We start from the raw sequence: 25922 nt of genomic DNA on the forward strand, positions 1-25922 counted from the left end.
AGCTATGGCCGATTCTGCCGAGGGCACATGTGAATTATGCGGCCGCCATCATGTGCGGCTGACGGAACACCACCTGACGCCTAAGGAAGAAGGCGGGACATTCCTTCCGACCGCAATGCTCTGCATTCCCTGCCATAAACAGGTACACGCGCTTTATACGAATCAGGAGCTTGCGGCAAGGCTCGCGGGAATAGAAGAGCTGCGGCGTGATCCGAAACTTGCGCGGTTTGTGAAATGGATCAGAAAACAGCCGCCGGAAAAGCTTGTGAAAACAAAAAAATCAAACGAACGAAAAAAACACTGAACACAAAAAAGCAGCCCCCTCCTTAAAGAGCGGCTGCTTTTTATGCGTTTCCGGCCACATTCTGATCGCTGACATCGGGGTCTATATAGTTTGTCGCATTGACAACGTTGTTTAATAAAAGGAAATCTCCGGTATTGCCTGCTCCCGAACCGAGCGCAGATTTAGAAGAGCTTTTTGGAGAAAGGTAAAAGGAATCACCAAAGTTTACGACTCCGCCCGATATGGAATTGATAGCTATAGGTCCGGTAATTGCTGGCATAAACGACACCCTTTATAGAAGTCTCACCGTCATTATATGTCAGGTCTGCGGTGATTGTGAGCTCGGTGAGGCGATCTGCCTAATATGTTTCAGCCGTGAATCGCCCAATACGACCGATGACGATCCGATTTGAAGCACGGACGCTGACGATACCCCTTGGACTTTCACATTCCTTACCCGAATCGAAGGATTTTCATGGCAGAATGCACTTTGGACTCCCGTTTCCGGTAACGGCATGACGGCGGGCTGCCGGAAGATCTGGTATTCTTTTCTGTTAAACAAGCCTTCATCGTCTCTGTATACGGCAAGAGTACGCTGATCGGCCAAAACTTTGACCTTCATATTGATTTCATTCGTATCGCCTGCTTGAAAAACACTCCCAATCCCGACTGAATTGACTTTGGCGCTCCTGAGGCGTGAAATCCGCTTTAACATTATTCCGGCGCCAGCGGCACAAGAGGCCCGATAATGAGAGATTCCGGAGGTGTATCAAAGATGGAAGACAGGTAGACGGATTCGGTGTCGCCGATTAATAATAAGGAAGAACTGGAGACACCGGTCGACCGGATATCGCCGACTTCAATGTTCCGGTTAATCACTGTAAAAATCATGACGGATCATCACCTTTCATTTCACCAGGTATGTGTTTAATAAAATGCTCGACGGCCCTGACAATATCACGCTTCACGTGTTCGGCAATCTCCTCGGCGTATTGCGCGGGCGCCGTGTTTTCTTCTTTCGGGACATGGGACATATAATACTTAATCCGGCTGTCCATCTGCTTTCTGATATCTTCAATAATATGATATTTGTTCGTTTCGTCCAGCCTGCTCTCATACTGGGTTTCGAGCTGTTCTAACAGCACGGGGATTTCTTCATTCAGGTACATATCGACGTTTTGACGGATTTGCTGCATTTGCTGGCCCGCCTGTTCCTGCTGCATCATTCCGACCTGCGGAGATGTCTGGCCGACTTCAAAGTTTTGAACGGCATTCGGATCAGTCGGGTTCAATCCGATATTTAACGTTCCTTCCAGCCGTTCAATTTTCAGCTGATCAAATTTATACTCGAGCCGATCGATTCTTGTGGATGGCGGCTGCTGTTTCAGCGTTGAAATTTCGTTCTGAAACTCTTTCAGCTGCCGTTCGAGCTCCTGAATCTGAAGCGCCTGCTGCTGGACGAAGGAATTTAAATTCTGCAGGTAGGATGAAACCGATTGATCATACATGACATTCACCTCGCGTCTCGTTTCCTTCATTGAACTACCGGCTTGGCGGCTGGAGCGGTACAAATGATGAGGTGCCGGGACCTCCCCCTGTTGTTGCAGTCTGCCCCGCGGTGACAGGCGGCGCCGGCTCTACATAACTCCCTGTGTTATACAGGTTGGAAAGAGCTTTAATTGAACCGGCGCTCCCGATTTGCAGTATGGAGGAATTGCTGACAGATTCTACACGCATGTAATTGATATGGATCGACTGATTGACGTAAAAATTCATACGGCGCCTCCTTTATGCGTTACCTGCCATCGGCTGATCGATTACATCATTATCGTACACATTCGTTGAATTCCTGTAATTCGTCAGTGTGAGATTGTCTCCGGTATTGAAGCTGCCCGCTCCGGCAAATGTCTTAACCTCTGCTTTTGGAGAAATGGTGATGCAGTCGCCTATATGAACGACTCCGCTCGTACCGACGGCATTAATTTTAAACGCTCCGACAATTGCGGGCATACGAGCACATCCTTTTCGTAAAGATTTTCATGGAATACACTCCAGGAGCTTATTTGGGCTGCCTGCCTAAAATAGCTTATGACAAACGCACATTTTTGTGAGCGGAAAAATCTCAGACATAAAAAAACACCGGCGCTTTACGCGTGCCGGGTCTTAAAAGCAAATGGTTCAAATCTATATTCATATCGTGTTTATGAGAAAGCCTCTTTTTTCCCTACAGTGTAATCCGGCTGAAGCTGTGCGGCCGGGTTCAGCCCGCTGTCTTTCGTTTGTTGGATGAGCCCGCCCCGGCACCCGTTTAAGAGGCTGTCCAGCTCTTGGCTGCACCTGATGGTCTCCCTCGCATTGATTCCGAATTTTTGCGCTGTCTCGAATAAAGTCAATCTTTTTTCTTCAATTTTACTGTTCATCGTGTGGTCTCCAATTCTCGATTATTTTGGAAAACATAGGATGGTAATAGTATAACCCATTTTGGCTGAGAAGGTTTTATTTCGTCAATATGACTGAAAAAGTGACAATTTTTGATACTCTTTTACGAATATTTTCAGCCTGTTCAAAAGAGGATTTTCCGCCCGGAGAAAGAATACATAAAGGAATGCCAGATTTAAAAATGATGGGGGATTAACATGAAATTTGCGACAGGGGAACTGAACAGCCGGAAATTTGTCGGCCTGATCATGGATGATGACAAAATCTTAGATCTGCAAAAGGCTGAAAAAAAATTGTTTGAACTTGAGACGATTCCGGGTTCGCTGATAGAGTGTATTCAAAAGGGAGAAAAGTTCGTCGCGCATGCCGGACAGCTTGCGGAATGGGCCAAAAAACCGAATGATGAGTCCGGTTCATTTATGTATGCACTGTCTGACGTGAAGCTCTGTGCGCCTATTCCGAGACCTTCAAAGAACGTGATCTGCATCGGGAAAAATTACCGTGATCATGCCGTTGAAATGGGAAGTGAGGCGGATATTCCGGAGCATCCCATGGTTTTTACGAAAGCCCCGACTTCCGTTACAGGCCACGGAGAAACAGTGAAAAGCCACTTGGATGCAACGGAGCAGCTTGATTATGAAGGGGAGCTGGCGGTTATTATATCAAAAAGCGGATCGCACATCTCCAAAGAAAATGCGCTTGACCATATTTTCGGCTATACCATTGTAAATGATATAACGGCGCGCGATCTGCAGAAAAAGCATAAACAGTTTTTTATCGGCAAAAGCCTTGATACGACATGCCCGATGGGCCCGGTCATTGTACATAAGTCGGCCGTCAGTGATCCGCAAAGCCTGAAAGTTGAAACGCGGGTGAACGGGGAACTGCGCCAATCAGGATCAACGGGTGACATGATTTTTCCGATTGCTGAACTGATCGAGACGCTGTCAAAAGGAATGACGCTTGAAGCCGGCGACATAATAGCGACGGGGACGCCGGCCGGTGTCGGAAAAGGGTTTCAGCCGCCGAAATTTTTAAAGCCGGGAGACCGCGTTGACATTACAATTGAACCGATCGGCACGCTGTCGAACCAAATCGGATAATTGTGTGTCTTTATCGCGATTGATAATGCTCACAGCGGCTTGTTGTGGTACCATAAGTGAGGCAGATTGATCTGATAGGGGGGAATTGAACATAATGACACATTGGCATATTACTTCATGGGTCGTTGCGCTTATACTGGTGTTTGTCAGCTACGGGCTGTACGGCTCAGGGAAAGCGAAAGGCGCAAAAATTACGCATATGATTCTGCGCTTATTCTACATTATTATTATTTTGACCGGCGCTGAACTGTTTGTCCGTTTTGCGAATTGGAACGGAGAGTACGCCGGAAAAATGCTGCTCGGCATCATTACCATCGGCCTGATGGAAATGCTCGTCATCCGCAAGAAAAAAGGCAAATCAACCGGAGGACTGTGGATCGGTTTTATTATCGTGCTCGTCCTGACGGTGCTTCTCGGCCTTCACTTGCCGATCGGCTTTCACATATTTTAATCAATCGCTTGAAAACCCGGATACGATCCGGGTTTTTTTATTTGGACATAAATTTTTATATTCGGCGCCTATTTCCATGTATTTTAATTTCAGCTTAAATATTCCTTTTTTAGGTATCTGTTTCTCTTTCAGTATGCTACTCTTCAAGAGAATCAAAAGATAGGGGGATTTGAGATGAGACGAAGGAGATTTGCATCTTTTTGGGCAGCCGTTTTGTCAGCGGTTCTAGTGCTGAGCCTCGCCGCTCCGTTTTCTGAAGTGTCAGCGGAGGAACAAATCGGCCAGACGAAAGCCTTGGCAAAGGGGAAAGAACAGTCCGGCACCATTGATAAGCCGGAACAATCAGTCTGGTATACAATCACGCCCGGAAAAGATGAAGTGAAACAAGATTCGCACATGGCATTAACTGTAAGAAGTCAATCTTTCTTAAATGTATCCGTTTACCCCAGCAAAGAGAAAGCCCTCAGTGATGACACCTTTGATATGTACCGCTCTTACACGGACCAAGGAAAAATTGAAATCAATATTCCGCATGCCTGGGAAGGCCCCTACTATATAAAAGTAGAGTATCTGGGTGAAGAGCCCGAAGATGAAGGCGCTCAGAATGAAAATGCGGAAAAAGCGCAATACACCATCGGCTATGAAGGAACGTCGCTTGGGCCGGCAGATTTGGAAGAAGAGGAGTCCTGCCCTGTTGAAATGAGTGTCAGCCAGAAAAAAGAGGGAGCCGGTATTTTAAAAGATTTGCGGACGATCCGTGATCAAGAGCTCAATCAAACCCCGACTGGCAAAGAGTTGTCAAAATTATATTACAAAACCGCTCCGTTTATGGCGGCAAAGCTCGTATTCAGTAAAAAAGCAAGAGATGAAATGTATCAGGATCTTAAAACACTGAAGCCGATGTTCAGCGATACGGCTGAAAACGGCGCGGATTCCGCATACACGGTGACCGCGCAAGACCAAAAGGCGATTGAACGGTTATACGCCGCCGTACTTCAGTCAGTACCGTCATATATAAAAAAAGAGCTGGAGCAAAAGGCGGATAAACTCGGCATTCACAGCCTGAAAGGCAAAACAGCCGGAGCGTTTTTAACAGAAAACCATCTTGCTGCAAAAAGCAAGCTTCAGACCGGGAAAGTCATTTTTAAATTGAAAAATAACAAAAGCCTTGCCGCGGTCACAAAAGAAGCGGCAGGTCTTAAAGCAAGCGCGCAATCTAAAAAAGACATGTCCCGCATCAAGCAGGCAGAAAAACTGTTTGACAGTATTTATTCCCTAGACATGCCGAAAGACCAGAACGGCGCTTACACGATGAGTGCCAAGCGGGTAAAAGAAACGGCATCGTCACTGTCCAAACTGCCGGCTGTAGAATTTGCAGAACCGGTGCGTGAATACAAAAGCCTCTCGGCCGACATCCAGTATCCTTATCAATGGTCGCTGAAAAACAGCGGAGCGGACGGCGGCGTCAAGGGAGCCGATGTGAAATTTGATCAGGCGTCTGCTCTGCTGTCGAAGCGAAAGCTTACTGACACGCTCATTGCCGTCGTTGATACAGGCGTAGACAGCACGCTTGCCGATTTGAAAGGAAAGGTAAGGACTGATCTCGGCCGCAATTTTGTAGACAGATCAAACAGCGCCTTGGATGATCAAGGGCACGGAACCCATGTTGCCGGAATTATCGCCGCCAAACGAGATAACGGCTATTCAATGGCGGGTTTAAACAGCAATGCGGGCATTATTCCCGTGAAAGTGCTTGATTCAACAGGTTCGGGAGATACAGAGCAAATCGCCCTCGGCATCAAATATGCAGCCGACAAAGGCGCAAAAGTCATTAACCTGAGCCTTGGGGGAGCATACAGCCGAGTGCTTGAATACGCTCTGAAATACGCGGCGTCCAAAAATGTTGTCATCGCCGCGGCCAGCGGAAATGAAGCTCAGAACGAACTTTCCTACCCGGCATCATCAAAGTATGTCATCTCAGTCGGTGCAAGCAACCGGATGGATATGACCTCTGACTTCTCAAACTATGGAAAAGGGCTTGACTTGACGGCGCCCGGCTCTGATATCCCGAGTCTTGTCCCGAACGGAAACGTCACATATATGAGCGGCACGTCAATGGCTGCCCCGCATGTTGCGGCTGCCGCGGGTTTAGTGCTCTCTCAAAATCCGAAGCTTAAACCGAATGAAGTCGAAGCGAAATTAAAGCAGACCGCAGACGATATCTCGTTTAAAAGCGAGGACGGCAAGGAAGAAGAGCTGTATGATGACAATGGCGACCCGATCCCGATTCCCGTCATTCCGGGAGTTGACTGGCATTCCGGCCACGGCCGCCTGAATATTATGAAGGCTGTCAGCGCAGTTGATTTAGGGCTGGAGATCAACAAGCTTGAAAGCACACAGACGGCTGTCAGAGGAAAAGCGAAAGAGGGCACGGTCCTTGAAGTGATGAACGGCAAGAAAAAGATCGGAAGCGCCAAAGCAGGTAAAGACGGCAAGTTTAAAGTAAATATCCCGATGCAGAAAAAAGACACCGTTTTACACGTGAAAGCTTCTAAAGATGACGCAAAAACATCTGTCACGCTTGTCGTAGCCAAAGGGACCCCGTCCGGCACGCCGAAGGTCAGTAAAGTGACAGCAAAAGATACGGCGGTTAAAGGAAAAGCGAACAGCCAAGCAAAAATCACCGTCAAAGATAAAGCGAAAAAAGTGATCGCGACGCAGAAAGCGGATCAAAAAGGCGCGTTCTCCGTCAAAATCAAAAAGCAAAAAGCAGGCACCGTGCTTTATGTGACGGCTGCCGACACGGATAAACAAGAAAGCAAAGCGGTTAAAGTAACGGTTGTAAAATAAAAAACAGGCGGTGCCTTTTAAAGGGCGCCGCCTGTTTTTTACGCTGTTCCGCCGTGCTTTGCCGCTGAATACATAATTGAGCGCCGCCCGTCAGATGCCGTCCATTCAAATCTGTCATGTTTACCCGAGCCGCCGCGGTGATGCTGCAGGGCGCATTGGGCATCATCCGCCGAGAAATGATAAAACGAGACGCCTTCACCGGAAAACAGCGACTGATTGTAGGAAAATACGCAATCATATACAGACAGGCCGAACCCGTGCAGATGGCTGAGAAACAGCAGAAACGTTTCATCGTCCAGCGAATCCAGCAGGGCTAAAAGCGGCCGTTTTACCGCCTTTTCATAACGGATCTCTTCTCCGCCGAAGAGAGCGATGGTGTCTGCGCCGATTTCGGCCGTACCGCCGTGAATCCGGGCCGGCTGCCATCTGCCGTCACGTTTCATCAATACGGCGGCGTTTCCGAGACTGTCTGCAAGCAGAATATCGCCCTCATCGTTTTCGACGAGGCAGATGCCGTCCTCTATCATCAGAGTGCCGCGCCCCCATTTGTTTTTTTCTGAGAAAAGCTGTTTTCGTTTCATAACCACGAGGCTCCTTTGTTTGATCTTCTCTTCCGTTCTTTCCAAATCAGGCTTGTCTCATACAACTCTTAGTGGGACAAATCAACTATCTGCGTTTCTTTGCATAAACTGGGTAAAGTGCTGATAGAAATGAATTTGATACCGACAGAAACGGGATTGGAGCTGATATCACATGTGTGGAATTGCGGGTTGGGTCGATTTTCAAAAGCAGCTCGTCCAAGAGAAACATATTATGAACAATATGATAGACACTCTTTCAAAACGAGGGCCTGATGATTCAAACGTCTGGGGAGAGCCCCATGTTTTATTCGGACATAAAAGACTTTCGGTCGTTGATATTGAAGGCGGCCGCCAGCCGATGGCCTGCACGCATCAAGAGGAAACGTACACCATCATTTATAATGGCGAGCTGTATAACACGGAAGAATTGCGGAAAGAGCTGCAGGCGAGAGGCCACCGTTTTGAACGGACCTCTGACACAGAAGTGCTGCTGCACAGCTATATTGAGTGGCGGGAGGAGTGCGTTCACCGCTTGAACGGTATTTTCGCTTTTGCCATCTGGGATGAAAAGCGGGAGCGCCTGTTTGGGGCGCGAGACCGGCTCGGCGTCAAACCGTTTTTTTATAAAGAACACGGTTCTTCCTTTCTGTTTGGATCAGAATTGAAAGCCATCCTTGCTCATCCTGATGTGAAAGCCCGCACAGACAGCAGCGGACTTTCGGAAGTTTTCGGACTCGGGCCGTCCAGAACACCGGGCTGCGGGGTTTTTAAAGGAATTCACGAAGTGCGTCCCGCTCATGCGTTTACTTTTTCTAAGGACGGTTTGTCCATCTGGCGTTATTGGAATGTAAAGAGCGAAAAGCATACAGACAGCTTCGATGAAACCGCCGCTCATATTCGGTACTTATTTCAGGATGCGGTGACGCGCCAGCTCGTATCTGACGTGCCGGTCTGCACATTTTTGTCAGGGGGGCTTGATTCGAGCGCGATTACCGCGATAGCCGCCGCTCATTTTGAGAAAGAAGGCAGAGATCCCCTCCATACTTATTCAATTGATTATGAGGAGAACAGCAAATTTTTTAAAGCGAGCGCCTTTCAGCCGAATGATGACGGCCCGTGGATCGATAAAATGACAAATGCATTCGGCACACAGCACCATCAGTGCGTAATTACACAGGATCAGCTGGTTGAACATCTGGAGGAATCCGTTCTCGTCAGAGATCTGCCGGGCATGGCTGATGTTGATTCCTCGCTGTTGTGGTTCTGCCGTGAGATAAAAAAAGATTTTGTCGTGAGTCTTTCCGGAGAATGCGCGGACGAAATTTTCGGGGGATATCCGTGGTTTCATACCGCGGCGGAAGAAGACGGATTTCCTTGGATGAGATCCACTGAGGAGAGAATCACCCTCTTGGACGAAAAATGGCAAAAACGCCTGAACTTAAGAGAATACGTGAATGCGAGATATGAAGAAACCATTGCGGAAACACCGCTGTTAGACGGTGAGACGGGAACAGACAAAGCGAGACGGCAGCTGTTCTACTTAAATATGCTTTGGTTTATGACAAATCTGCTGGACCGCAAAGACCGCATGAGTATGGGTGCAAGTCTTGAAGTGCGGGTGCCGTTCGCCGACCACAGACTCGTGGAATACGTTTGGAATATCCCTTGGGAAATGAAAATGCATGGCAGCCGGGAAAAAGGCATTTTGCGGAAGGCGCTTGAAGGATTGCTTCCGGAAGACATTTTGTACCGCAAAAAAAGTCCTTATCCGAAAACGCATCACCCGAAATACACGCAAGGAGTTACAGAGTGGCTGAAAACGATTTTACAACAAAAAGATTCCGTGCTTCACACCCTGCTCGACAGAAAAAAACTGGAGATGCTGCTGGAAACAGAGGGTTCATCTTTTCAGGTTCCATGGTTCGGCCAGCTGATGAAAGGCCCGCAGCTGATCGCCCATCTTGCCCAAATCCATACATGGTTTGAGGCGTACCGCATTGATATAGAAGAATAACAGTGCCGCGACCGGTTTCCGCTGAGGATATCGGTCTTTTTATTGTGAAACATATGGTACACTAAAAAACAGAGGAGTGATACCATGACCGAATACGAAACATGCGCGCAGCTTGCCGAGGCGCATTTTCCTTTATATAAACAAACTTTTTCATCCCTGCCGCCAAAAAACAGGCAGGCCGCATGGGCTGTGCTTGCTTTGTTTCATGAAGCTGAGAAGCTTGCGGATGTTCAGGAATTTGAGGGATTTGAACAGGCGGCACAAGACGTTTTGAACGGGACAAGCCCCGAAGGCTTTTTGTGGGAGGCGCTCGCCGACGTGCGGCAGCAATTTGGGCTGGAAGAAGAGCCGTTCTGTGAGTTTATCGCCGGCCAAAGGTCTGACAGAGAAAAAGAGACCTATCAAGAGTTTGATGACCTGCTGATGTACGCGGGCCAAACAGGCGGAGCGCTCGGTCTGCTTCTGCTGCCGGTTTGCGCGCGCCGAAATCAAGAGAAGCTCCGCCATGCTGCTGTTTCATTAGGAGCCGCCGTTCAGCTGACCCGGGTTCTCACTGGGATTCATACGGATGAGCGGATGAAAAAGCGTCTTCCGCGTCAGGTGATGGAACAATTCGGCTATACGGAAGAAGAGCTGGAGAGACATACCATCAACAAAGCTTTTATGAATGTATGGGAGTATATCACTTTCGAAGCCGAGGCGTATTTCGAAGAGGCGTCTGAAGAGCTGGAGCTGTTTCCGTTATACTCAAGGCCGGCCGTTACCGGTTTGCTGGCACATTACCGGTCAGAGCTCGATGACATGAGAAAGCGGCTTACACAGGCATAAAAAAACGCCCGGCTTCACAACGAAGCTTCGGGCGTTTATGCAATCCCTTTTTGAATCCAAATCCGCGACTTCCATCTTCTGTACATGAGAATGCCTCTGACCCATTCATCCGCGATAAATGAAATCCAGATGCCCATAAGCCCCAATCCGAAATGGATGCCGAACAGATAAGCGAGAGGCAGACCGATGCCCCACATGGAGATCATCGCCATATAGACGGGGAATTTTGCATCTCCGGCGGCCCGGAGCGAGTTGATGATAATGACATTAAATGAACGGCCGGGCTCAAGAATGATCGTCATGGCAATCAGCATGCTCGCCGTCGTAATAATGTCAGGGCTGCTTGTGAAAATTCCGATCAGCTGCTTTGAAAACAAGGTCATGATAACGGATGTCAAAGCGGCAATGCCAAGCGCCCAGCACAGACTTTTCATGCAGCGGTCATAAGCGTCGTCAAACTGTTTGGCGCCGATATATCTGCCGATCAAAATCTGTGTGCCCTGGCTGATCGCCGTTCCGAACAGCAGGATAAACATCGTGATGTTTTGTGTATAAACCTTTGTTGTGAGCGCCTGGGCGCCCATGATGGCGATAAAATAAGTGACAACCATTTGTGAAATGTTATAAGACAGCTGTTCGCCGGCAGACGGAATCCCGATTTTCAATAGTTTCCGCAAGTGCTCTTTATGAACGTGAAAGATCTTTTTCCATGTCAGACCGAGTCCGATGCGTTTTTTGACGATTACAATCATAGCAACTAACCCGATGATCCGCGCGATGGACGTTGACATCGCAACCCCGGCGACGCCTAACACCGGCAGGCCGAGCGGTCCGAAGATGACAAGAAAGTTTCCGGCGATATTTAAAATATTCATCCCGATCGTAACGAACATCGTATCCTTCGTATGACCGTAGCTTTTTAAAATGGCGCTGAACGTCATAATCAGGGCCTGAATGAATGACAGCCCGCCGACCACCTGTAAAAAGACTTTGGCATCGGGCATCAATTCATTGGAAAGACCCATAACATGAAGCATCGGAACGGCCGCGAAAAACACGGCGGCGCTGATGGCGAGACTGATGACAAAGTTCGCTCCTATCGAAACATAAGCCACTTCCTGCGCCTCTTTTTTCTGCTTAGAACCTAAAAACTGCGAAATCACAATTGTCGTGCCCGTTGCGATAAAGCTGAACATCACGATAATTAAATTTAAAATCTGATTGCTGACACCCACGGCCGCCACACTGTTGTCAGAGTATTGGCTAAGCATAAGAGTGTCGGCGTTTCCCATAAACATATATAATGAAACCTCAATAAATATCGGCCAAGTCAGCGCGTATAATGAGAGTTTGTGATCAGAGGATTGTTTGAATGCAGTCCGTTTTAAAATCGCTTGTTTCATTTCTTTTAACCCCTTTCCTGACAAAATCAACGTTTAAAAGTGTACCTCCATTTTCTTATAATAAAAAGGGAGAGAAACGAAACTTCTTGCAAAAATCCGACTTAAAAAGGAGGGCCGAAAATATGTCCTTTCTCGAGTTCACAGTCCCTCCGTTCCCGGTCTTTATCGCTGCGGGAGAAGGGACGTTCAAAAAAGGCGAAACCCATGTGAGACGGGTCTTCCCGGTGTTTGATCTGCTGTATGTGAAAAAAGGCGTCCTCTACATTACAGAAGACGAAAACGCCTTTTCCGTAGAAGCCGGAGAATATATTCTGCTTTCTCCTGGCCTTGAACATTACGGGACAAAAGGAAGTGAAGAAACGACATCCTATTCGTGGCTTCATTTTGAGGGAACGGCATATGAGGTGACGGAAACAACCGGGAATAACTGGGCGGAGCTGAGGCGGAAAAAAGGCAGCTTTGAAGAGCCGGCCCGCTACCGCCTGTCCCTGCCGCAAAAAGGTAAGGTGAGGCGCCCGCAGTTTATGGCCGGGCAATTCAGCGTCCTGACTGATGACAGCGCAGAGAACTCCGATCTGCCGCTCAGAAAGCAGATTCTGTTTGAAGAGCTGCTGCTTCATCTTCAAAAGGAAGCGTTCCAAATACCGTCCGCAAAGGAAAGAGTCGCATGGGAGGCCGCCCGGTATCTGCAGGAGCACTATCAGGAGAAAACCACCATCAAAGCGCTCTCTTCGGCTCTTCATTACAACCAAGACTACGTGACCCGCTGTATGCAGCAGGTGCTCGGCGTTACGCCCGGCCAGTATACGAACAAAGTCAGAATGACGGAGGCGAAGCGTCTTTTGTCCGCCACAAATGACAAAATGGGGGCAATCGCAGACGCCATCGGCATGGAGGACCCGACCTATTTTTCTAAACTGTTCAAACAGATTGAAGGCATTACGCCGCTTGAATACCGCAAATTCGTAAGCAGGAAAACGGACTGACCTAAAACCAGAGAACAGAAGAGGGATTAGTAAGCATGAAAATGACAATTTACGATGTGGCCGAAAAGGCGGGCGTCTCCATTTCGACCGTCTCGCGGGTCATCAACAACACGGGGAGGATCAGTGACAAAACACGGCGGATGGTGCTCCGTGTCATGGAGGAGATGGACTATCATCCGAATGTTCACGCATCCGCTTTGACGGGCAAAAAGACGAATATGATCGGCCTGATCACCCCGGATATTTCAAATCCGTTTTTCGGGGAACTGGCGAAAAGCATTGAAGACAGTGCCGGTGTCCTTGGGTTTCATATCATTATCTGCAGCACGGATTACCAGCCTGAAAAAGAAACGAAGTATTTCTCCATGCTGCGGCAGAAGCAGGCGGACGGCATTATTTTCGCGACGGGGCTTGATCATGATGACAGCGTCACGGCGCTTGATGATATTGTGAAATCAGGCACCCCGCTTGCGATGATCACTCAGGATAAACCGCTCGCGCCGATGGACGTCGTCATTATCGATGATTTTCTCGGCGGCTATACGGCGGCTCAACACCTTATATCTTTAGGCCATAAAAAGATCGCCTGTATCGTCGGCAACGGCTCGACCACGGGTGAAAGAGACAGAATCAAAGGTTTTCAAAAAGCGATGCGTCAAGCGGGGATGACACTCGATGAATCGCTCATCATTCCGACGGAATATTCGCTGGAAAGCGGAAAACAGGCAGCGGCCGAGCTGTTTGACAGAGACCTTCCGACCGCCGTTTTCGCTTTTAATGATGTGTTATCGTGCGCGGCAATACAGGCTGCGCGCTCCCGGGGCATTCGGGTGCCGGAAGACTTGTCCGTCATCGGCTTTGACAATACCATTCTCGCTGAGATGACGGCTCCTCCGCTCACGACGATTTCCCAGCCTATCCGCGAAATGGGGAGGCGCGTCGTTGAACTTCTCATTGATGAGATTCAAGGGAAGAAAAAAGCAAAAAGTAAAATTGTTTTATCTCCGGAACTTGTCATCAGGCAGTCTACGGCACCGGCAAAAACGCGCCCGCAGCAATGAGGCGCGTTTTTTTCTGTGAAAAACATTGTCAAACGAGTGAAAAGCATTGTAAAATAAAATCAGCTTTTGGGAAAGCGCTTGCGCAAAACAAAATAAGCAATCAGCTTACATTATAAATAAAGCGCTTTTTCAATGATGATTATGAAAGAATGATAGATGAAAAAAAGCAAGTTTAATAAGAGAAACCGCTTGCTTTAACGCGGCATGCGGCCTCAAGGTAAAAGGAGCGGAGATATATGACAGATCAAATCAGATGTGCGGTGCTGGGATTAGGGCGATTAGGATTTTTTCATGCAAAGCATTTAGTCAGCGAAGTTCGGGGAGCCGAGCTTGCGGCCGTCTGTGACCCAATGAAGGGGAAGGCGGAAGCGTGTGCGAAAGAATTAGGAATCGCCAAATGGACGGAAAATCCGAATGATCTGCTGGAAGATGAGGCGATTGACGCCGTCATCATTGTCACCCCGACAAGCACACATGCGGAAATGATTACCAAGGCCGCTGAAAACGGAAAGCACATCTTTGTTGAAAAGCCGCTGACCCTTAGTCTTGAGGAATCTAAAGAAGTCATGAAAAAAATCGAAGAAACGGGCGTCATCTGCCAGGTCGGGTTTATGAGGCGGTTTGACCCGGCTTACGCCGACGCGAAAAGAAGAATTGACGCCGGAGAAATCGGCAACCCCATTTATTATAAAGGGTTTACGAGAGATCAAGGCGCACCGCCCGCTGAATTTATCAAACATAGCGGAGGGCTTTTCATTGACTGTTCCATTCATGATTACGACATCGCGAGATATCTCATGAATGCCGAGGTTACGTCCGTCAGCGGGCACGGGAGAATTTTAAAGCACCCGTTCATGGAGGAATGCGGCGATGTTGATCAGGCGTTAACGTATCTTGAGTTTGACTCAGGCGCGGCCGGCGATGTGGAGGCAAGCCGAAATTCTCCGTACGGCCATGACATCCGCGCCGAAATTATCGGCACGACGGGAAGCATTTTAGTCGGTACGCTGCGGAAAAGCCATGTTACCGTTTTAACGCAGTCTGGCAGCAGCTACGAAATTATCCCGGATTTTCAAGCCCGCTTTAAAGACGCATATCGTCTGGAGCTTGAGCACTTTGCCGAATGTGTGAAAAAAGGGGAAACTCCGATTGTGACAGACGTTGATGCAGCGATTAACTTAGAAATCGGGATCGCCGCGACGGAATCTTTTAAAACCGGAAGGGCTGTAAAGCTTACCCCGGGCGCTTCCAGCTATGCCGGGTTGTGATAGATTCGAAGAGAAAAAGCAAAGGCTCAGCATGCCTTTGCTTTTTTATGATTCGTCTGAAAAAAAATGTAGTCAGTCGGCACGCCTTTATATCCCATTTGATGAAGCATCGCGCTTATGTTGCCGCGATGGTATGTGCCGTGATTCACAACATGCCGGATCACATCTGCATATGTCGTCTTCAGCGTTCCCAGGCGCGGGTGAGAAATAGAGATCGGACCTTCTGGATTCTCCAGTACTTTTAAAAATCGGCTGTAATCTTCGTACTGCTCTGTCATTCTATGTTCAATCGCCCCCAAATCTCCGCCAAGCTTTTCAAATTGATCAAATCGCGAGACGATTTGTTCGTAAGTTTCTCCGTAAAGCACGTGAAGCCAGATGTAATCGGCCCGGCATATATGCACAAGCACGGCGTTCACGGTCGGGAAAACACTTTTCAGTTCCTGCTGTAAGCTTGCCGCGGGCATGGTCTTCAGGTGCTGAATGACTTGCTCATTCGCCCACCTGTGGTAGTGATGCAGCTTTAGAATCTCTGACATTCCAATTCCCCCTTTTCCCTTCGGTACATTCAACATGACTTGCCGGAACTCCTTTTTATCGGAGCAAAAGCGCCGCAAAATAAACAGCCGCCCCCCACATCACCAATGCCGAGCATTTATTCAGGATGCCGAGCAGCCGGCCGCCCGAATCCGCCGTTTGGACGAGCCGTCCCGCAAATGCCAGTCCGGCGAACCAAACCCAGGAAACCGCAATACAAGCACCGGCAAACAGCCATTTATCAATTCCCGGGTAGGCGGCGGAGCTCGTGCCGATGACACTGACGGTATCCAAGATCGCATGGGGGTTCAAAAGGGACACCACGGCTGCCATGGCTGCCTGTTTTTTTGCCGTGAAAACCGTTTTTTTCGCCTGTTCGGCCTGCGGCTTGCTTCGCCAAGTCTGCCAGCCTAAAAAACTGAGAAACAAAAAGCCGCAAATAAGCATGACAGTCCGGAAGACAGGAATCTCCGCAATAATCACTGACACGCCTGCGACGGCGACGGTGATGAGAATCGTATCGCATACCGCGGCGGCTATCACTGCGGGGAACGCCTGCCACACATGTTTCTGCCAGGCTCCCTGCTGAAAAATAAATACGTTTTGCGCGCCTAATGGCAAGATAAGGCCGAAAGCGAGCATCACTCCGTGAAAAATGGCATTCATATCATAAATTCCTCCAATCATCAGCTGAATCTCATTGTAGACGGATCGTGTGCTGATGTCTCCGGCCATTTGGTTGGTATCTGAACCAGCCAAATGTATAATAAGTAAAAAAGGAGGGGTGCCGTATGAAGAGCTGGCGTCCGGATCGGGAGTCATACATACCGCTTTATCTCCAGATCGAACAGCATATGAAAGAAAAAATACTTCACGGGGAATGGACGATCGGTACGAAAATCCCCTCACAAAGAAAGCTGGCTGAGGAGCTTCAAGTCAATCGAAGCACAGTGACGGCAGCAATTGATGAGTTGATCGCACAAGGTCTTCTGGAAGGAAAAAGCGGGGGAGGCACAAAAGTCGTCAACAATACGTGGAGCGTCATGGCAGCGGCTAAGCCCCTTGATTGGAGCACATACGTTACATCGGGAAGTCATCAGCCGAATTCAGCCTTGATTCAGGCCATTAATCAAAACGAGCCGCGTCCGGATCTGATTCGGCTGGGAACGGGTGAGCTGAGTTCGGAGCTGCTTCCTGAGCAAGAGATGGCCGAACTGTTCCGTGAAGCGGGGACTGAAATCTTTGCGCTCGGCTATGAGGAACCGAAGGGCAGCTTGAAGCTTCGGCAATGCGTCTCGGAACATTTAAAAACAAAGGGCATTTACGCGTCTCCGGCATCCATCTTAATCGTCTCAGGGGCGCTGCAGGCGCTTCAGCTCATTTCAATCGGGCTGTTAAAACCAAACTCCGTCATGCTGACTGAAAATCCGTCGTATCTTCATTCCCTGCGTGTGTTTCAATCAGCCGGCATCAGGCTTAAGGGGGTGCCGATGGATGAGAACGGAATCAAAACGGATCACCTTCCCGCTTACGGATGGCAATACGAAGCAGGGCTGCTGTACACCATTCCGTCATTTCAAAATCCGACGGGAACGGTGATGTCATATAAGCGGCGGAAAGATCTTATCGCGCTCGCAAGAAATCAACGCCTGCCTGTCATTGAAGATGACGCGTACGGTGATTTATGGATCGATAAAGAACCGCCGCCTCCGTTGAAATCTATGGACGGTGAGGGAAACGTGCTGTATATCGGCACGCTGTCAAAAACCGTAAGCCCGGGTCTGCGCATCGGATGGGCCGTCGCCCCTGAGCCGGTTGCAGACAGGCTTGCCGATATTAAAATGCAGACGGATTACGGCTCCAGCGCGTTATCTCAATGGGCGGCATGCCAATGGCTGTCAAACGGCCGCTATGAAACGCGTCTCTTGCGTCTCAGAAAGGAACTCAAAATCAGGAGAGATGCGGCATTGCATTTTCTTGAGAAATACGCGGGAGATATTGCGGAGTGGCATGTACCGGAGGGAGGCTTTTATATTTGGGTCACCTTTCATAAAGCGTTCGCCGTTCAAACGTTTTTCACCCGTGCACTGGAGGCCGGCGTGCTGATCAATCCGGGAGCTCTTTACCTTCCCGAAGACCGGCAAAGTCTGCGTCTTTCCTATTCGTACGCATCCTTGCCGGACTTGGAAAAAGGCATTCAAACGATAGCGGACATCGCCCGCCGTTTCGTTTTGTAGTTCAGGGGATTACGTCACGATGGCTCCGAGCGCTTCTGCGAATGTAACGGCCTGCGCCGGAGAGATGCGGCATCCTTTCAGCTTATCAAGTGAGACGTGCAGGTGATCAAATGTGCACGTACTGATATCCATGTTAAAAAGGGACGTGCCGATGAAGTTTGCGCCGTTCAGATCACATGCGTTAAGTTCTGTGTGTTCAAGGGCGGCATCATTCCACTCGCTTTCTAAAAGAGCGCACGTGTCAAACCGGACATGCTTCATATTGGAATAGCTGAACGAGCTGTAATTTGCGAGGCAGTCTTCAAACCGCACATTGCGCATAGCGGAATCCGCCAAGTTCAGGCCGAGAAGTTTTGAATGCTGAAAGACCGTTCTATGGATGATGCTTCCGCTGAAATCAGCGTTTGAGAGATCACATTTTTCAAACAGAACATCCGTACATTCCATATGTCTGAAAGAGACATCTGTAAAAACCATGTTTCTGAATATGACTTTTTCAGCGCGCAGGCTGTGCAGTTTTCCGCTTATGATTTCGTTTTCAATTATGACATCTTTGATCTGTTCGTCCTGAAGCGCTTTGGTGAAAGAAAGCACCGGCAATTCTTTCGGGATTTTCGGTTTTTGGATCGTATTCATCTTTTACTCCCTTTTCTTAAAAAATAGCTGAAATCAGCAATTGACAGATATCGTTTCACACCTGCCGTCCTTGCCGAATTGCTTGTTGCTTAATGAACAAAGGGTAATAAAAAAGCGGGAGAGCGTCAATAGCGGCGCTTAAAAAAGCATGGGGAGTGGGACGTGATGTACGGATTCGCTTAACGCTAAAAATAACAAAACAAAGCCCTTATAAGAGACGCCAAGGGCTTTTGTCTGTTTCAAGCGAGTTCTTTATACATGATCACATGCGGGCCGATGCCGGGTATGTCAAAGGGGCTGCCGATGCTTGTCCAGCCGAGCTTTTCGTAATATCCTTTCACGTGATATCTGGCGTTGCACCAGACAAGCGCCGCCCCCATATCGGCCAGTTTCCGTTCTGCATAGGCGATTAATGTGCTTCCCGCTTTTTGTGTCCGGTATTCCTCAAGCGTCGCCATGCCGCGCAGCTGGTAGGCGGGCTCAGCTTTTAATGCCTGCTGAGACTGCGGATAGAAAGAAGCGATGCTGATCAATTGTCCGTCGTAAAAACCTCCGAGATGAAAAGCTCCTTTTACGCTGTCCTGATCATATTTACAATCCTCTATCGTCTGATGGGGGCGCAGCACGCTGTGTCTGATCGCGTACGTGTCTTCTGCGGTGATGGGTTTTACTTCAACCATAAAAAAAATCCTCCTTTGCTTGATTCTTTTTCTGTATCGTACCATGAAAAAGCCGCCTGTCATATCAGGCGGCTTGTTTTCACATCAATGCAAATATACATCAGCCCGTTTTTCATCCTTTTGCTTAATATAAGCTGCGAGTTCTGACGTCAAATCAGAACGGAGAAACGGGGTGATTAAATAGATTCCGTTAAACAGTTCGCACGCCGTGTCAAGAAGCGACTTGGCGATGGCAAGGCCCTCGGCTTTCTGCTTCCGCTTATCTTCACCGGCCTGCGCCATTTTTTCCCGGATGCTGTCTGACAGCTTAATGCCCGGTATTTCATGATGAATGAACTCTGCGTTGCGGCTGCTCGTTAACGGCATAATGCCGATATACACCGGCGTTTTGAGATGCTTCGTTTCATGATGAATGTCAATGAGCTGCTGCTCTGAGTAAACAGGCTGAGACACGAAGTAGTCGGCTCCGCACTCGATTTTTTTCTCCAGCCGTTTTACCGCCTTATCAAGATGGCGGACATTCGGATTGAATGCCCCGGCTACGGAAAAGTTCGTTTTCTTGCCGAGCGGTTTCCCTGATAAAGAAATGCCCTCGTTGAATTGCTTAATCAGCCTGATCAAGTCAAAGGACGTCAAATCATAGACGGAGGTAGCTCCCGGAAAGTCGCCGATTTTTGAAGGATCGCCCGTGATGGCTAAAATGTCGGTGAGCCCGAGCGTATCCAGCCCCATTAAATGTGACTGAAGGCCGATGATATTGCGGTCTCTGCATGTAATGTGGACGAGAGAACGGATATCAAGGCGCTCTTTCAGTAATGAACCGCAGGCTGCATTGCTGATCCTCGGTGTCGCCAATGAATTGTCGGCGAGCGTCAGCGCTTCTATGCCGGTTTCCTTTAATTCAGCCGCCGCTTTCAGAAATTTGCCAAAATTCAATTTTTTCGGCGGATCAAGCTCTACGATGATTGACCGTTTTTGCGCGGCGATTTCGTCTAAACCCGGATCGGTCCGTTCATCCCGGACTGAGATGACTTCTTCTTCCCGTCTGATTTTCACTTCTTTATCAGTAACGGGTGAAAGTCCGTGGACCGCATCAGCCATGGCTCTGATGTGGTTGGGCGTTGTGCCGCAGCAGCCTCCGATAATGCGCGCGCCCTGAGTGCGGAATTGTATGGCGCTCTCCCGGAAATAGGCATCGTCCGTATCATAAACAAGCCGGCCTCCTTCTAAAGACGGAAGGCTGCTGTTCGGATAGACCGATAAATAAGCGTCACGGAAAATAGGCACTTCGGTAAGGGCTTCAATCATGTGGTACGGGCCGAGCCGGCAATTGATTCCCGTTATATCAGCGCCGAGGCCGGCAATTGATCTGAGCGCTTCCCGAAGCGGTGTTCCGTCCTGCAGCACGCCCTGTTCGTGCATGGAAACGTTCAGCATGATCGGGAGTTCCGTTTCTTTTCTGGCGATCTTCAGCACTTCGCGCGCTTCTTCTAAATCATAGTATGTTTCCAAGAGCAGGCCGTCCGGCTCCTCGTGAAGCAGTAAATAAAGCTGCTCCCGAAAGCTGCGTTTAATCTCCTCAAGGCTGTAGGCGTTTTTGTTGAAGGTGCGGATGCCGCCCATCGTTCCCAAAACATAAGCGCCGTCTGAGGAAGCGCGCGCGATTCTGACCGCCTCCTGATTGATTCTTTTCGTGTCATCTTCAAGTCCGTATCTTGAGAGCTTAATAAAATTCGCGCCGTACGTGTTTGTTTGAACGATGTCTGCCCCGGCTTCCACGTAAGCCTTATGTATCCGCTTGATTTCCTCGGGCTTTGAGACGTTCAGTTCCTCAAAACATCTGTCAATGCCGTAGGAATAAAGGAGAGTGCCCATCGCGCCGTCCCCGATTAATATCCGTTCTTCCAAGTCTTGTAATAGTCCCATTGTTTGCCTCCTTCATCACATTCAGCAAGGAAAAAAGAGAAATAAAAAAAGTCTTCTTAAGAAGAAGACTTTGTGATCATTTGTCTCTCTTCTTATCTTCCAAGCTGTTTATTAGCTTGCTGGATTTAGCACCTTGGTCATGGTTTGGGTAAACCATTACACCGGTTGCTGAAGCGTCGTCGGGCCAGTCCCTCGGCTTCTCTTGATAAGAACGTTCATTTAATTGTCATGGGTTTCCAAAACTTAACTGTGAAAATCCCTTTCTCCAAATTTACCGAAAATAGAGACAATAATCAATAGGAATCACATAATTTATCTAAAATTAATAAATTGAACATCAATCGGCAGGTCTGCACCGCGGACGGCTGCAATAATCTGCTGCAGATCATCTTTATTTTTTCCGGTGACGCGCACTTGGTCGTCCTGAATCTGCGACTTTACTTTCAAGCCGGAGTTTTTAATCACTGCATTGATTTTTTTTGCGTTGTCTTTATCAATGCCCTGTACAAGCTTCGCGCGCTGGCGCACTGTGCCTCCCGAGGCATTTTCAATTTTGCCGTATTCAATGTTTTTCGTCGGCACATCCCGTTTGATCAGCTTGCCGCTCAGCACATCTTTGAGCTGATTCAATTTAAACTCGTCATCTGAAATCAGGACAAGTTCTTCCTTTTCTAAACTCACATCGCTTTTAGATCCTTTAAAGTCATAGCGCGTGCCGATTTCTTTCAGCGTCATCTGAATCGCATTCTGAACTTCGGGAAATTCAACTTTTGATACGATATTAAAAGAACTTTCTTTTGCCATGAGAAAACCTCCTATAACATTTCACTTATGAGTTGATTATAGTAGAATAAAGAGAAATGTCCAACAGCATAAAGCATGAATTTGTGTGAATTGGAAAAAATGGGAAAAACATCAGCCTCATACGGGCGAAGCAGGAAGGACGATAACATGAGACCAGGGCAGCAGCTCACGCTTAGTATAGATCACCAAACCGATTTCGGTTATTTTTTAACTGACGGCGAGGATACGGTTCTTTTACATAACAGTGAAATCACAGAGGATATCGAAGACAGAGATGAAGTGGACGTATTTATTTACGTCGACCATCAGGAAAGGCTCGCGGCGACGATGAAAAAGCCGCTCATCAGCTTTTATGATTACGGATGGGTGGAAGTGACGGATCAAGTGGAGGATATGGGCGTATTCGTCGACGTCGGTCTGTCAAAAGACGCGCTCGTCGCAACGGAGCATCTGCCCCCGTATAAATCCGTCTGGCCGCAAAAAGGCGACAGACTGTATTGCATGCTTAAGGTGACAAACCGCGGGCGCATGTTTGCCAAGCCGGCGCCGGAGGACATCATCAGCGAATTATTTACAGATGCAGGCGAAGAGATGATGAATAAAGAACTGACGGGAACGGTGTACAGGCTGATTGCATCAGGCTCTTTCATTATTACAGATGAAGGCATCCGCGGGTTTATTCACTCTTCGGAAAGAAAAGAAGAGCCGAGACTCGGCAGCCGTGTGACAGGGCGTGTCATCGAGGTGAAGGAAGACGGCTCTGTCAACATGTCGCTGCTGCCGAGAAAGCAGGACGCGCTTTCTGTTGACGCTGAAGAGATTTTGACCTATCTGAGATCAAGAAACGGCGCGATGCCATACGGAGACAAAAGCCATCCTGACGATATTCGCGAACGGTTCAATTTAAGCAAAGCCGCCTTTAAGCGGGCGCTCGGCCACCTGATGAAAAACGGCAAGGTATATCAGGAAGACGGCTGGACATACGAAAAACAATAAATTTTCTGCAAAAACATCGGTGAACAAAACCGATGTTTTTTATTTCCTTCAAAACCACAATATTCCTGATTTTCTTTGTTTTCATGTTTGTTTTCAAAAAAATAAATATTTTATTGAAATAAAATATTCTGACACGCAGACCGATATATAGAAAAAACCGCAAAGGAGAGTTTCAATGAAAAAAATGGTGATATTTGCGGCTGTTCTGCTGATCGCACTCGGTGCGGCCGGATGTGCAAACAGCCAATCAGACGAAACGGCCGGCCGTGAGGCGAAAAAAATCGGGATGATGCTGACGGACAACGGACTTGGCGACCAGTCCTTTAATGATTCTGGTTTTCAAGGCTTAATGAAAGCAAGAGACGAGCTCGGCATCACATTTGACTACAGAGAAATAAAGGATACCGGTACATATGAAAAAGGACTGACTCAACTTGTAAAAGAAGGAAATGATCTTGTTGTGGCACTCGGCTACAGCATGCAGCCGGATTTAGAAAAGGTCGCTAAAAAATATCCGAACCAGCAGTTTGTGCTGATTGATTCAGTGTCAGAACTGAAAAACGTCACCTCCGTTACCTTTAAAGAAGATGAGGGAAGCTATTTAGCAGGAGCACTGGCGGCCCTGACAACAAAAACTGGCACGATCGGATTTATCGGCGGCTCAGATGCCGACGTCATTAAACGGTTTAAAAAAGGCTATGTGGAAGGGGCGAAATCAATCAAACCAAATATTCGTGTACTGTCTGAAATCAGCGGATCGTTTGATAATGACAAGCTTGGGCAGCAGATCGCCAAACGAATGATTCATCAGAAAGCCGATGTCCTGTTTACGGCGGCCGGTTTTACGGGTGTCGGCGCGCTGAAGGAAGCGGAGGCCGAAAAGATATACGCGATCGGTGTGGACAGCGACCAATATTACACTGCCGAACACGCCGTTATCTCCTCTTTAGTGAAAAACGTTGACCATGTGATTTACGAGCTGGCCAAAGATTTAAAAAACGGAAAGCAAATCAAAAACGGCCAAATCGTTTATGGATTAAAGGAAAATGGCATGGACTTAGCCCAGATCAGAATCGTGAAGAATTCAGATGAGCTGACAAAAAAAATCGCTGATATGAAAAGCAAGCTGATCGAAAAGGGAGGGGAATGAGCGTGACATTACGGACCAGACTTCTCGTTAACGCGGCCGTGACGATGATATGCTTTGCCGCTGTCATCGGTTTTACGATCGTAAACATGATGAAGATTCAAGCCTCAAATGAAGATGAGGTCGAAGCGCTGTTAAGCGTTCAGGCGGCGAAAGCTGAACTCAATACATTGAAAGAAAGCATCACAAGCTATTCCTACACACTCGCCGATGCCCAGAAAGAGAGCGTTCGCACCTATATGAAAAACAGCTCCGACCGGCTGAACGCGCTACAAAAAACAATGACTGACCCGGCGGGAAAAGCCGCCTATGAAAAGCTCGCCAAAAAATATGAAACATGGCAGACGGAGGCTGCTGCGGCCCTGAATACAAAGAGTCCGGCCGAAGCGACAAGGACGGCGGCCCGCATCAACGGTCTGCTGAATGACATTTACATGCTCAATCTTGAAAGCCGCAGCCGTTATGAACAGATGCAGAAACAAACGGCCGATCAAATTCAATTTATTGTTTACAGCGCAGCGGTGTTAACAATCGTGCTCCTTGCCGTTACCGTGCTCTCATCCGTCAGGCTGACAAAGAAAATTGCCGGGCCGATCCGCCTGATGGCCGAAAACGCGCGGCAGATCGCCGGCGGAAACCTGGCTGTTGAAAAACTCGACTACAAAGGAAAAGACGAGCTGAAAGAGCTGAATGATTCATTCGGAATCATGACAGAACAGCTCCGCACCTTAATCAAGGCGATCGGAGAGGTCGGCCGCGAAGTGGAAACATTTGCAGAAGGCCTGACGAAAGAAAACCAGACACTCACGGAAATGACCGAGCAGGTGTCCGTATCAACGGAAGAAATGGCAAAGGGCTCACAAACCATTTCAGAAGACTTGCAGCATGCGGTGTTATTTATTGAAAAAATGGATGAGCACGCAAAAGCGAATGCCGAGCGCTCAAAACAGACCACTGCAAGCAGCGAGGACACCATTTCAGCGGTGGCTGCAGGCCGAAGTGCTTTGGCAGAAACAAAACAAGCGATTGACAAAAGCAATGAAACGTCAAAAGAAATCTCAAAAGCCGCTGATCTGTTCATAAAACACGCGGCAGGCATCAGTATGATGGCCCAGACCGTTTCTGACATTGCGGGTCAGACCAATCTGCTGTCATTAAATGCGGCGATCGAAGCGGCCAGAGCAGGAGAGGCCGGGAAAGGATTTGCCGTCGTTGCCGAGGAAATACGGAAGCTGGCAGACGGATCAGCCAAAGCAACCGCGCAGATTTTCGATATGGTAAAGCAAATTGAAGGCGGCATCACATCTATTACCGGCGCTGTTACGACCGGCGTCGCTTTAGGGGACAGACAGCAGGAGCTAATGGAGAAAACGTCAGAATCATTCGCCCATATCGAACAGAAAGCCGCGCACATTAAGGCGGAGCTTTCTCACTTAGACGGGCAGATCCGCGAATCGAAACAGCTTGGTGAGCAAGTGCTGCAGCATGCCGAAAGCATCAGCGCCGTCGTTCAGGAAACTGCCGCCGGAAGCGAAGAAATTTCAGCCTCAGCCTTGGAGCAGCTGTCATCCTTTAAAAACATGACACAAAGTGTCAATGCCTTGCGCAGTCTGACAGAACGGTTAAATGATCAGGTCCGCCGTTTTACATTGTAATAGGCTTTTGCCCCGCCCCTGATTTTTGCAGCCTGAC

At 48.4% G+C, this 25922-nt stretch carries 27 protein-coding genes, 1 pseudogene and 1 riboswitch; of the genes and pseudogenes, 13 read left to right on the forward strand and 15 right to left on the reverse strand.

Translation table 11 applies throughout. The features are described from left to right. Nucleotides 1–4: 4 nt before the first annotated feature. Entirely contained in the window at nt 5–304 is a 300-nt protein-coding gene (locus ACW5MY_RS05615) for a hypothetical protein (RefSeq protein WP_013351764.1), read from the forward strand. A gap of 40 nt (nt 305–344) precedes the next feature. Here ACW5MY_RS05615 and ACW5MY_RS05620 read toward each other — a convergent pair whose 3' ends face one another. The 7 genes and pseudogenes from ACW5MY_RS05620 to ACW5MY_RS05650 all read right to left on the reverse strand — a co-directional run. Further along, nucleotides 345–563, reverse strand: coding sequence for a spore germination protein (locus tag ACW5MY_RS05620; RefSeq protein WP_013351765.1), 219 nt, complete (start codon nt 561–563; stop codon nt 345–347). A gap of 39 nt (nt 564–602) precedes the next feature. Further along, a complete protein-coding gene (locus tag ACW5MY_RS05625; protein ID WP_013351766.1) occupies nt 603–998 on the reverse strand; it encodes a spore germination protein GerPE in 396 nt (131 codons plus the stop codon). Continuing rightward, nucleotides 998–1174, reverse strand: a complete 177-nt coding sequence (locus tag ACW5MY_RS05630; RefSeq protein ID WP_013351767.1) for a hypothetical protein — start codon at nt 1172–1174, stop codon at nt 998–1000. The genes ACW5MY_RS05625 and ACW5MY_RS05630 overlap by 1 nt, the downstream gene beginning before the upstream one ends. Next, nucleotides 1171–1791 (reverse strand): spore germination protein GerPC, encoded by a 621-nt coding sequence (gerPC, locus tag ACW5MY_RS05635; RefSeq protein ID WP_013351768.1) that lies wholly within the window; start codon nt 1789–1791, stop codon nt 1171–1173. Before gerPC ends, ACW5MY_RS05630 begins: the two co-directional genes overlap by 4 nt. Nucleotides 1792–1825: 34 nt before the next feature. Continuing rightward, nucleotides 1826–2059: a spore germination protein GerPB gene (locus ACW5MY_RS05640; protein WP_014470013.1), complete on the reverse strand. Its 234-nt coding sequence runs from the start codon at nt 2057–2059 to the stop codon at nt 1826–1828. Between the two features lie 12 nt (nt 2060–2071). Next, nucleotides 2072–2293: a spore germination protein gene (locus ACW5MY_RS05645; RefSeq protein WP_003155135.1), complete on the reverse strand. Its 222-nt coding sequence runs from the start codon at nt 2291–2293 to the stop codon at nt 2072–2074. Between the two features lie 296 nt (nt 2294–2589). Next, nucleotides 2590–2703, reverse strand: a pseudogene (locus ACW5MY_RS05650) (aspartyl-phosphate phosphatase Spo0E family protein); the annotation flags it as partial. A gap of 216 nt (nt 2704–2919) precedes the next feature. Between ACW5MY_RS05650 and ACW5MY_RS05655 the strand changes: the two are divergent. The 3 genes from ACW5MY_RS05655 (at nt 2920) to ACW5MY_RS05665 (ending at nt 7126) form a co-directional block, all read left to right on the forward strand. Next, nucleotides 2920–3825 carry a fumarylacetoacetate hydrolase family protein gene (locus tag ACW5MY_RS05655; protein ID WP_013351771.1) on the forward strand — a complete coding sequence of 302 codons (906 nt, stop codon included), beginning with the start codon at nt 2920–2922 and terminating at the stop codon, nt 3823–3825. 94 nt (nt 3826–3919) lie between these two features. Then, a complete protein-coding gene (locus ACW5MY_RS05660; RefSeq protein ID WP_013351772.1) occupies nt 3920–4276 on the forward strand; it encodes a YisL family protein in 357 nt (118 codons plus the stop codon). Between the two features lie 174 nt (nt 4277–4450). After that, nucleotides 4451–7126, forward strand: coding sequence for a peptidase S8 (locus tag ACW5MY_RS05665; RefSeq protein ID WP_013351773.1), 2676 nt, complete (start codon nt 4451–4453; stop codon nt 7124–7126). Nucleotides 7127–7164: 38 nt separating this feature from the next. Here the strand turns inward: ACW5MY_RS05665 and ACW5MY_RS05670 are convergent, their stop codons facing one another. Further along, a complete protein-coding gene (locus ACW5MY_RS05670; RefSeq protein ID WP_013351774.1) occupies nt 7165–7707 on the reverse strand; it encodes a DUF2777 family protein in 543 nt (180 codons plus the stop codon). Between the two features lie 172 nt (nt 7708–7879). Between ACW5MY_RS05670 and asnB the strand changes: the two genes are divergently transcribed. Both asnB and ACW5MY_RS05680 read left to right on the forward strand, forming a co-directional pair. Continuing rightward, nucleotides 7880–9721, forward strand: a complete 1842-nt coding sequence (gene asnB, locus ACW5MY_RS05675; protein WP_013351775.1) for an asparagine synthase (glutamine-hydrolyzing) — start codon at nt 7880–7882, stop codon at nt 9719–9721. 84 nt (nt 9722–9805) lie between these two features. Beyond that, nucleotides 9806–10549 carry a squalene/phytoene synthase family protein gene (locus tag ACW5MY_RS05680; protein ID WP_013351776.1) on the forward strand — a complete coding sequence of 248 codons (744 nt, stop codon included), beginning with the start codon at nt 9806–9808 and terminating at the stop codon, nt 10547–10549. 35 nt (nt 10550–10584) lie between these two features. On the opposite strand, the gene ACW5MY_RS05685 is transcribed toward ACW5MY_RS05680, so the two are convergent. After that, nucleotides 10585–11952, reverse strand: a complete 1368-nt coding sequence (locus ACW5MY_RS05685) for an MATE family efflux transporter (protein ID WP_289394274.1) — start codon at nt 11950–11952, stop codon at nt 10585–10587. A 122-nt stretch (nt 11953–12074) separates the two neighbouring features. Between ACW5MY_RS05685 and ACW5MY_RS05690 the strand changes: the two genes are divergently transcribed. The 3 genes from ACW5MY_RS05690 to iolG all read left to right on the forward strand — a co-directional run bounded on the left by ACW5MY_RS05690 (nt 12075) and on the right by iolG (nt 15267). Beyond that, nucleotides 12075–12938, forward strand: a complete 864-nt coding sequence (locus ACW5MY_RS05690) for an AraC family transcriptional regulator (protein ID WP_013351778.1) — start codon at nt 12075–12077, stop codon at nt 12936–12938. 35 nt (nt 12939–12973) lie between these two features. Continuing rightward, nucleotides 12974–13999, forward strand: coding sequence for a LacI family DNA-binding transcriptional regulator (locus ACW5MY_RS05695; RefSeq protein ID WP_013351779.1), 1026 nt, complete (start codon nt 12974–12976; stop codon nt 13997–13999). A gap of 236 nt (nt 14000–14235) precedes the next feature. Beyond that, nucleotides 14236–15267 carry an inositol 2-dehydrogenase gene (gene iolG, locus ACW5MY_RS05700; protein WP_013351780.1) on the forward strand — a complete coding sequence of 344 codons (1032 nt, stop codon included), beginning with the start codon at nt 14236–14238 and terminating at the stop codon, nt 15265–15267. A 26-nt stretch (nt 15268–15293) separates the two neighbouring features. Here iolG and ACW5MY_RS05705 read toward each other — a convergent pair whose 3' ends face one another. Then, nucleotides 15294–15806: a DinB family protein gene (locus ACW5MY_RS05705; RefSeq protein WP_038462705.1), complete on the reverse strand. Its 513-nt coding sequence runs from the start codon at nt 15804–15806 to the stop codon at nt 15294–15296. Nucleotides 15807–15861: 55 nt separating this feature from the next. Beyond that, nucleotides 15862–16470, reverse strand: coding sequence for a LysE/ArgO family amino acid transporter (locus ACW5MY_RS05710; RefSeq protein ID WP_289394455.1), 609 nt, complete (start codon nt 16468–16470; stop codon nt 15862–15864). A gap of 125 nt (nt 16471–16595) precedes the next feature. On the opposite strand from ACW5MY_RS05710, the gene pdxR reads away from it, so the two are divergent. After that, on the forward strand, nt 16596–18041 hold the full coding sequence (pdxR, locus tag ACW5MY_RS05715) for a MocR-like pyridoxine biosynthesis transcription factor PdxR (protein WP_014470017.1): 1446 nt from the start codon (nt 16596–16598) through the stop codon (nt 18039–18041). Nucleotides 18042–18050: 9 nt separating this feature from the next. Here the strand turns inward: pdxR and ACW5MY_RS05720 are convergent, their stop codons facing one another. The 4 genes from ACW5MY_RS05720 to ACW5MY_RS05735 form a co-directional block, all read right to left on the reverse strand. Then, nucleotides 18051–18677: a pentapeptide repeat-containing protein gene (locus tag ACW5MY_RS05720; protein WP_013351784.1), complete on the reverse strand. Its 627-nt coding sequence runs from the start codon at nt 18675–18677 to the stop codon at nt 18051–18053. A gap of 239 nt (nt 18678–18916) precedes the next feature. Continuing rightward, nucleotides 18917–19357, reverse strand: coding sequence for a GNAT family N-acetyltransferase (locus tag ACW5MY_RS05725; RefSeq protein ID WP_013351785.1), 441 nt, complete (start codon nt 19355–19357; stop codon nt 18917–18919). An 84-nt stretch (nt 19358–19441) separates the two neighbouring features. Then, nucleotides 19442–21283, reverse strand: a complete 1842-nt coding sequence (locus ACW5MY_RS05730) for a bifunctional homocysteine S-methyltransferase/methylenetetrahydrofolate reductase (protein ID WP_289394279.1) — start codon at nt 21281–21283, stop codon at nt 19442–19444. Nucleotides 21284–21372: 89 nt separating this feature from the next. Beyond that, nucleotides 21373–21495, reverse strand: a riboswitch (SAM riboswitch). 100 nt (nt 21496–21595) lie between these two features. Beyond that, a complete protein-coding gene (locus ACW5MY_RS05735; protein ID WP_289394280.1) occupies nt 21596–22087 on the reverse strand; it encodes a YajQ family cyclic di-GMP-binding protein in 492 nt (163 codons plus the stop codon). A 99-nt stretch (nt 22088–22186) separates the two neighbouring features. On the opposite strand from ACW5MY_RS05735, the gene ACW5MY_RS05740 reads away from it, so the two are divergent. The 3 genes from ACW5MY_RS05740 to ACW5MY_RS05750 all read left to right on the forward strand — a co-directional run bounded on the left by ACW5MY_RS05740 (nt 22187) and on the right by ACW5MY_RS05750 (nt 25885). Next, nucleotides 22187–23083 (forward strand): CvfB family protein, encoded by an 897-nt coding sequence (locus ACW5MY_RS05740; RefSeq protein ID WP_289394456.1) that lies wholly within the window; start codon nt 22187–22189, stop codon nt 23081–23083. Between the two features lie 175 nt (nt 23084–23258). Further along, on the forward strand, nt 23259–24233 hold the full coding sequence (locus ACW5MY_RS05745) for a BMP family lipoprotein (RefSeq protein ID WP_013351789.1): 975 nt from the start codon (nt 23259–23261) through the stop codon (nt 24231–24233). A 2-nt stretch (nt 24234–24235) separates the two neighbouring features. Beyond that, nucleotides 24236–25885, forward strand: coding sequence for a methyl-accepting chemotaxis protein (locus tag ACW5MY_RS05750; RefSeq protein WP_038462709.1), 1650 nt, complete (start codon nt 24236–24238; stop codon nt 25883–25885). Nucleotides 25886–25922: the final 37 nt, after the last annotated feature.

This window comes from Bacillus sp. Bwzl_19 (assembly GCF_054900515.1).